5 protein-coding genes are annotated in these 6,616 nt (G+C 61.7%); 2 read left to right on the top strand and 3 right to left on the bottom strand.

Annotated elements, in window-relative coordinates; genetic code table 11:
- Positions 1-116: 116 nt before the first annotated feature.
- Complete coding sequence (locus tag FAX90_RS16290; RefSeq protein WP_240704956.1) at positions 117-1,271, bottom strand: cell wall hydrolase; 1,155 nt, start codon at positions 1,269-1,271, stop codon at positions 117-119.
- Positions 1,272-1,464: 193 nt separating this feature from the next.
- On the opposite strand from FAX90_RS16290, the gene FAX90_RS16285 reads away from it, so the two are divergent.
- Both FAX90_RS16285 and FAX90_RS16280 read left to right on the top strand, forming a co-directional pair.
- Complete coding sequence (locus tag FAX90_RS16285; RefSeq protein ID WP_144098572.1) at positions 1,465-2,466, top strand: NAD-dependent epimerase/dehydratase family protein; 1,002 nt, start codon at positions 1,465-1,467, stop codon at positions 2,464-2,466.
- Positions 2,467-2,517: 51 nt separating this feature from the next.
- On the top strand, positions 2,518-4,002 hold the full coding sequence (locus FAX90_RS16280; protein ID WP_144098570.1) for an oligosaccharide flippase family protein: 1,485 nt from the start codon (positions 2,518-2,520) through the stop codon (positions 4,000-4,002).
- Here FAX90_RS16280 and FAX90_RS16275 read toward each other — a convergent pair.
- Entirely contained in the window at positions 3,999-4,895 is an 897-nt protein-coding gene (locus FAX90_RS16275; RefSeq protein ID WP_170235024.1) for a glycosyltransferase family 25 protein, read from the bottom strand. The two genes, FAX90_RS16280 and FAX90_RS16275, sit on opposite strands and share 4 nt — an antisense overlap.
- A complete protein-coding gene (locus FAX90_RS16270) occupies positions 4,892-6,517 on the bottom strand; it encodes a hypothetical protein (protein WP_144098566.1) in 1,626 nt (541 codons plus the stop codon). The genes FAX90_RS16275 and FAX90_RS16270 overlap by 4 nt, the downstream gene beginning before the upstream one ends.
- Positions 6,518-6,616: the final 99 nt, after the last annotated feature.

Here is a 6,616-nt window from a genome sequence, read left to right as displayed (position 1 = left end):
AATCCAACCCCCGCAACCACACACAACCAAGCCCCCATGGCAAATCGCCAAGGGGGCTTTCTTGCGTCCAGAGCGTGAGTAACCGACCGGGAGGTAATGAAGTCAGGATTACACCGCTACTTTGAAGAGCACTCGGTCGGTTTTGCCCTTGGTGCAATAAGGCAATTCCATCTTACCTGTTCGATGCCAGCATTGATGTCCTTGCGCAGCGTTAAAGCCGGACGACGTTGTGACGGCTCCAGTTCGAAGTCCGATCTCAGCGCATCCTCGTTCGTGTAGGCGAAGACCTCGCAGACCGGGCGATCGGAGCAGGCATTGAGGGCGGCGACTGCCCAGCGGCCGGACGGCGTGGACAAATCCACGAGCTGGAAGATCGCGCCATCGGTGCTCCCGGCCTTTACTTTATTCATTATCGCATCGGCTGAAGTCGCGTCGTCAGAGGCTAGATCGACCGCCAACCGCGGGCCGGATTCGTCCGCCTTCTCTAACCCTCCCGGAATCACAGGTTCGTCCATTCCGCCCCCTGCGCGGAAGTAGGCGCGTGAGCCGGCGCGATGCGGGAACGTGTAGAACAGGTGCCTTCCCACGGCGGCGATTTTCGACAACGACGCACTCCAATACGGAACAACATAGTCCGCATGGTAGTGGGTCGCGGTGCCAACCGACTTGTCGACATATCCGTCTATGGCAGTCTGAGCGAGCTTGCGCGCGCGTGCGATGCCGGGTTCGGACCAACGACGAACGCGAGACCCGTCGCAGGTGAACGTGAACTGGCAGCCTGTCCTGCGCGAGGCTCCTTCGAACACGACTCCGCAAACCGTTGCCGGATATACGGGGTGCCGCACGCGGTTGAGCACGACCTGCATGACTGCGCGTTGCCCTGCAACATCGTTGCCAGCTTCGAAATAGGCAGCTTCCGCAAGGCATTGGACCGCTCGCTCGCGATCGGTGAGATCGCCCAGAAACGAAAAGCCGCTCATCGCTATTGGCGCCTGATCGAATGCGCGTGCGAGATTTATCCGTGACGCATCGAGCGGCGCGATCGGTTCCAGTCCATCAGACATCGTGGATTTCGCCGCCAGTTTCCGGACATCGGCAAACTCGTTCTGCGGGAGGAGGTCGGCCGCGCCCTTTGCCCCGATCGCGCGGATATCGGCGGCATTCGTCATCGGAACAGCCAATGCCAGGAATGCCGCCAGGCCCGACAGCGCCGTTCGCGATCCCGTATGACGGGAGCGCGTTAGAGCAGACAGGCAATGACGCATCTTCATTCCGCCATTGTGCGGAACCGCGGCATCCCTTCCAATTGCGATTGCGGACTAGGCCCCGGCCCGTGCGGCAATCCCTTGCGGGAACCTAATACTTTCGGGGTGCTACTCAATCGAGGTCCATATTCCGAATGCCGATTGAGTCGCGGCACCGGAGGCGCACGATAGGGGCGGACGGATACCGTTGGAGTCGCACATGAAAGTTTTGGTAACCGGACACCGTGGCTATCTGGGCTCGACGCTCAGTGCGAGGCTCAACCGTGACGGCCATGAAACTATCGGGCTGGACCAGCGCAAGCCGGCGGCCGAATGCGCATTGATTGCTGGCGAGGCGGTAGAGACGATTCCCGGTGAGCTCGGCGACTTTCTCGCCAGCGATGTGTCGCTTGAAATGTTGAGTGGTTTCGACGCGGTGATACACCTCGCCGCGGCTGAGCCTGACTGCAGCTCTTCCACGATGTTCGATATGGATTTGTCCAATACCCTGAAACTGGCATTGCGAGCCTGTCAGGCCGCAGTTCCGCGGTTCATATTTGCATCCTGGGCCAATTACCGCTGGTCCACGGAGGAGGAACTGGTCTGCGAGAACAGCCAGATCTACGCCGGCACAGATCATTACCGCGCCAAGGTCAGGGCCGAACTCGCGCTTTGCGGCCTGGCTTCATCGACGTTCAGCCCCACGATTATGCGGTTGCCAGACGTCTATGGGCACAATGCCGGAATGCATTTTCGCGGTTTCATGAACCGGCTCGCGGCGACGGCTTACGCGCTTGGGAAAATTCCGATCAACAGCGACGGATCGGGGCGGCACGCGCTGCTCCACGTCGATGATGCGGCCAAGGCTTTCGCAGCCATACTGACTGCTCCTCGTGATCTGATCCACCGAGAGGTCTTCAATATCGGACGTGTGCGCGAAAGCCTGAGCCTGATCGAGATCGGGATGGCCTTGAAAGCGGTGCTTCCGGGCGCACGCATCGATGCATCGCATCTGCCGAAGATGGATCATTGCCGACACGACATAGATTTCGGCCGCCTTTCGCGCCATGTGCCCGACGCGTTGCCGACAAGGCACCTGCGGGTCGGGCTGGGCGAGTTGATCCAGAACCTCGATTCCATGCCGATCCGGCGGCCTCGCACCCAATCGCGCAGTTACGACAGGGTGCCGGCAATCGGCCCCGTCCCGAACATGGCAGGCTGAATGACCGTATCCACGACGTCCGATCCGTTACGCCGGTGCAGTTGATAGCCAATGCTTGCTAACAAGGTTTTCCGATCTTCGGCCATCTTCGCCTCTGCACGCCTGATCGGGCGCGGGCTGGATATTCTTGCGGCGCTGGTCATCGCGCGGTTCCTGACGCCAGCCGACTTCGGCATGGTGATGATCGCACTTGCCACGCTGATGGTGCTGGAGGCAGCGACCGAATTGCCGATCGTCGATGCCCTGATCCGCGAAAAGGAGATCAGGCCCGGCGACATCGATACCGGCTTCACCCTGTCCTTCATGCGCGGGACCATCATCGCCTGCATCATGCTGGCGCTGTCGGTTCCCATCTCGATCGCATACGACGACAATCGGCTGATCCTGCTGATCGCGCTGCTTGGCATTGCGCCCTTCGTCACCGGATTGCGCAGCCCGATGATGGTCGTCTTCGCGCGCGATGTGAACTACGCGCCGACGGCGACGATCGACCTGATTGCGCGATGCATCTCGTTTGTGATCGCGGTCGTGATGGCGTGGCAGACAGGGTCTTATTTCGCATTGCTGGTCGTCTCGATCCTGCCGCCGCTGATCATGACCGGCCTTACGTATGTCTGGGCGCCGTACCGGCCGCGATTTTCCCTGTTGAACTGGAGCAGGCTACTCACCTTTGCCGGATGGATGTCGATCTCGCGCGCCTTGGCGACGGCGAGCCAGGAAGGAGACCGCTTTCTGATCGGCGGCGTGCTAGGCAAAGCGCCGCTGGGTTTCTTTTCGATGGGCCGCAGCGTTGCCACGACCGCGAGCTGGGCCATCGGCATGCCGCTGGTCAGCGTCATGTATCCCAGCCTCGTAAAGATCCGCGACAACGCGGCGAGGTTGCAACAGTCGTATCTGCGCGGCCAGTCGATGGTCGCGGCTGCGATCATGCCGATCTCCGTGTTCCTGATGCTCATGGCCGAACCGCTTGTCCGCCTGGGCCTGGGTGAGAATTGGCTGGAGGTCGTCCCCGTTATCCAGATCCTTGCCCCGGCAAGTGCGCTTGCGACGCTGGCCATGCCGACGCAGGCGCTTTTGCTGGCGCTGGAAAGGCCGAAGCAGCTGGCAAAGCGGGAGATGCTGGCCGCTGTCGTCGCCATCCCCGCTGTCGTGGTCGGCGCCATGACCTATGGCCTGATTGGTGCAGTCATCGGCCGCGCGCTAGCGAACGTGTTTCACACCGCGATCAGCATGGAAATCATCGTGCGGGTTGCGGGCATATCCTGGCGGCGTCAGGTCGTTTTCGTCTGGCGCTCGATCGCGTCGAACGGGGCGATGGCCCTGTTCCTTTGGGGAAGCCTGTCGTGGTTCGATGACGGGAGCATTCCCGGCGAAATCGCGTCGATCGTGATCGCCGGTATCGGCGGCCTGGCGGTCTATGGCATCACGCACATCGTGTTGTGGTTGCTGTCCGGCCGCCCCGCCGGTGCCGAAGAATACATCATCGGACGGCTTGCCGCGCATTTGCCGTCACGGCTGGCGCGGTTGCCGAATTAGCCCGCCCCGGCGGAGCGCCCCGCGGATGCATTGGGAACGGCCCAGTGCGGTGCGGAGCAATCGATCAGCGGGATCGGCCGCTCGGTCTGGCCCAGCGGCCTGATCAGCAGGTTGACGGCAAGCCGCTTGGCGGGACGAACAATCGCGCGAAAGCTTTCCATCGCAGTTGGATTGGTCGGCCTGCGCTTGCCAAGACGCGTATCGGCACGCTGGCCCAGCGTTTCGATACCGCTCGACAGGTATGGCGACTGCATGGCGATACCCGGCACAAGTTCGGCCTGCACGCAGATGGCAGGGACCAGTTGCAGCATATCCAGCTTGTCGACCACCGAACGCCTGGGATTGAACATCTCGACATCGACGGCCTGTTCGAAGTCGTTGACGCTGGCCAGAAGCCTGTGCGCGCCTCTTCGTGAAATCACGTAGCCGCCGGTGCGCGTGGCCCCGCGCAGCAGCTTGTGCACGTGATGGCCGGCGATCGCCATTTCGCTTTTCTGCCGGAAAACGATGGGCGAACGGTCGGTTTCGATCCGCAGCAGGTCGAATTCGGGCAGATCGCCGATGCGAAGCAGAATCTGTCTGAAGGTGGGTGCGATCACGAGATCGTCTTCGAGGACGACCGCATGGTCGATCCTGTCCCGCACGATCCTTTCCCAGACGGAGATGTGGCTTAACAGGCACCCGACTTCGCCAGCGTTGAGCAGTGATCTCTTGCCGCTGCGTCGCCACGGCTGCAGTTCGCTGCTGCTGAGCTTGCTGCCGTCGACGGCCTCGATGAAAACCGGCTTCACCCCTGCTGTAGAGATGATGGCCTGCATCCGCCTCTTTCGCTCGACCTGTCTCGCCAGGTTGATGACGAAAGTTGGCGGGACTTTTCCGGCGGTGCTGGTCATGCTGCTTGCGACAGATAGGGGAGGACGATCGAGTTGACCCGGTTCATCGGGATTTCGCTTCCGGCCAGCGTGCATACGGTGGGTACGATGTCGTAACCGCTGCATTCTCCGAAATCGCCGCGGGCGATGGCGTCGCCCGAGATGAACAAGGCGCCGTGTCCGCCCGTATGCGCGCCCGTCCGCCTGAAGGGCGCGGGGCCGACGGTGCCGATGCCGGGATGGTCAAGGGCGAGCGGTGTGCCATTGAACGAGGCGACGATGTCTGCCTGGTTGGCACTGGCCGAAAACGGATCGCCCAGAACGGGCGTATGGATTGCCCCGATCGCGGCTTCACCCGTGCGGGGGTCTTTCAGCGTTTTCAGCATCGCCACGTATTCGGATAACACCGTTTCGTATTCGCCTGCCGACACGATGCCGTGCTTTTCGCGGCCCTGCAGGTTGATGCGGATGCGGCCGTCATGAAACGTCGGGAAACCGAATGCCCGCATCCTGGGCCAGGCCCTGGCATAGCGGGTGGCGGCCATTTTCAGCGGGAACTGGTAATCGCGCTTTTCCGCCGCCTTGTTGGTCGTGTTGCCCGTTAGCTTACGGCGCATCTTGTTGACATCGCGTTGAATGCGATCGCGCATACGCATGACTTGCCCGCCGCGCATCGCACCTAGGATCGCCCTGTCCCATGGAACGCCCGGAGGAATGATCGGCACCCCGTCCGCCGCAGAGGTCCATTCGGGTCGCGGCTCGAACAGGGTCTTGCCGGTTTCAAGCCGGTACATCAGCTCGGGCAGCAAAAGCATCGCCGGCACATCCGAATTGTTCGCCCCCATGCCGTGCATCGTGAAGCAGACAATCGTCGCGTCGGGGGCGATCTCGCGGATCGCCCCGATATGCCGGTCGATGGCCTCGTAGATTTCCTCAAGGCATTGCCGCGCGACAGAAGCGCTGGGATGCGAATGGAGAGGATGCGTTTCGTCGATGCCGTGCCACATCGGCTCGGTCGCCGAATGCGCGGCGGCAACCACGCTGATGGCAAGATCCCAGTCGGTAATCCGTTCGCCGAACAGCCAACGCACGATCCGGGTCCGTTGATCGACACCGTCGCGCAGAAGCCTGCCGGCTTTCAGGGTCAGGTCCGGATCGGGCCATAGGAAGCCGTAGATGAAGTCCTTTGCGGCATATTCGCCGAACCGGGACAGGACTTCGTCGGCAAGCGATGCCGGTCTGGATTGCAGCCCTTCGCCAAGGCCCGGATCGTGTGCGCCCCACCCGACGACTCCCTGCGCATCGGCATCGCGTGCGATGTCGAAGTAGGGGGCATCGAACACGACCGTTTTCGTGTCGAGAGCCGCTGTAAAAGGCGGATTGGCCGCGCCTGCCTGCACCGCGGCATAGCGTTCGGGGTCGAATTCCACGGCGGACCAGCGCCGCGATTCATCGGGCCGAAGCCCGGACGAAATCTGCTCGTAAGTCAGGTTCGCGTTTCGGAACTGGCTGTCATCGACAAGCCACCGCGCGCTTTCATCGCGCAGCTTTGCAAGGTTCGGCATTCTTCCCGCGTCCATCAGACGCTCTGCAAATTCCATGGTGAAGCCGTCGAGGCCCACCATAACCGTTCTGGACTTCATGCCGCGCTGCCCCTGTTGCTGTTCGGCGTATATATTCCTGTCCGGACGAGCATATCGAACCGGCAGCCCGGCGAAATTGTCCGTCGTGGGGCTTTCGCT

It is taken from the genome of Croceicoccus sediminis (genome assembly GCF_007570835.1).
GTDB lineage: Bacteria > Pseudomonadota > Alphaproteobacteria > Sphingomonadales > Sphingomonadaceae > Croceicoccus > Croceicoccus sediminis.
The sequence above is the reverse complement of the archived record's forward strand: the minus strand, read 5'-3'. Positions and strand labels throughout refer to the sequence as shown.

Coding starts and splice junctions, on each gene's coding strand:
- FAX90_RS16275 (WP_170235024.1), bottom strand. CDS start 4,895: ATGACCAGCACCGCCGGAAAAGTCCCGCCAACTTTCGTCATCAACCTG.
- FAX90_RS16285 (WP_144098572.1), top strand. CDS start 1,465: ATGAAAGTTTTGGTAACCGGACACCGTGGCTATCTGGGCTCGACGCTC.
- FAX90_RS16290 (WP_240704956.1), bottom strand. CDS start 1,271: ATGAAGATGCGTCATTGCCTGTCTGCTCTAACGCGCTCCCGTCATACG.
- FAX90_RS16270 (WP_144098566.1), bottom strand. CDS start 6,517: ATGAAGTCCAGAACGGTTATGGTGGGCCTCGACGGCTTCACCATGGAA.
- FAX90_RS16280 (WP_144098570.1), top strand. CDS start 2,518: ATGCTTGCTAACAAGGTTTTCCGATCTTCGGCCATCTTCGCCTCTGCA.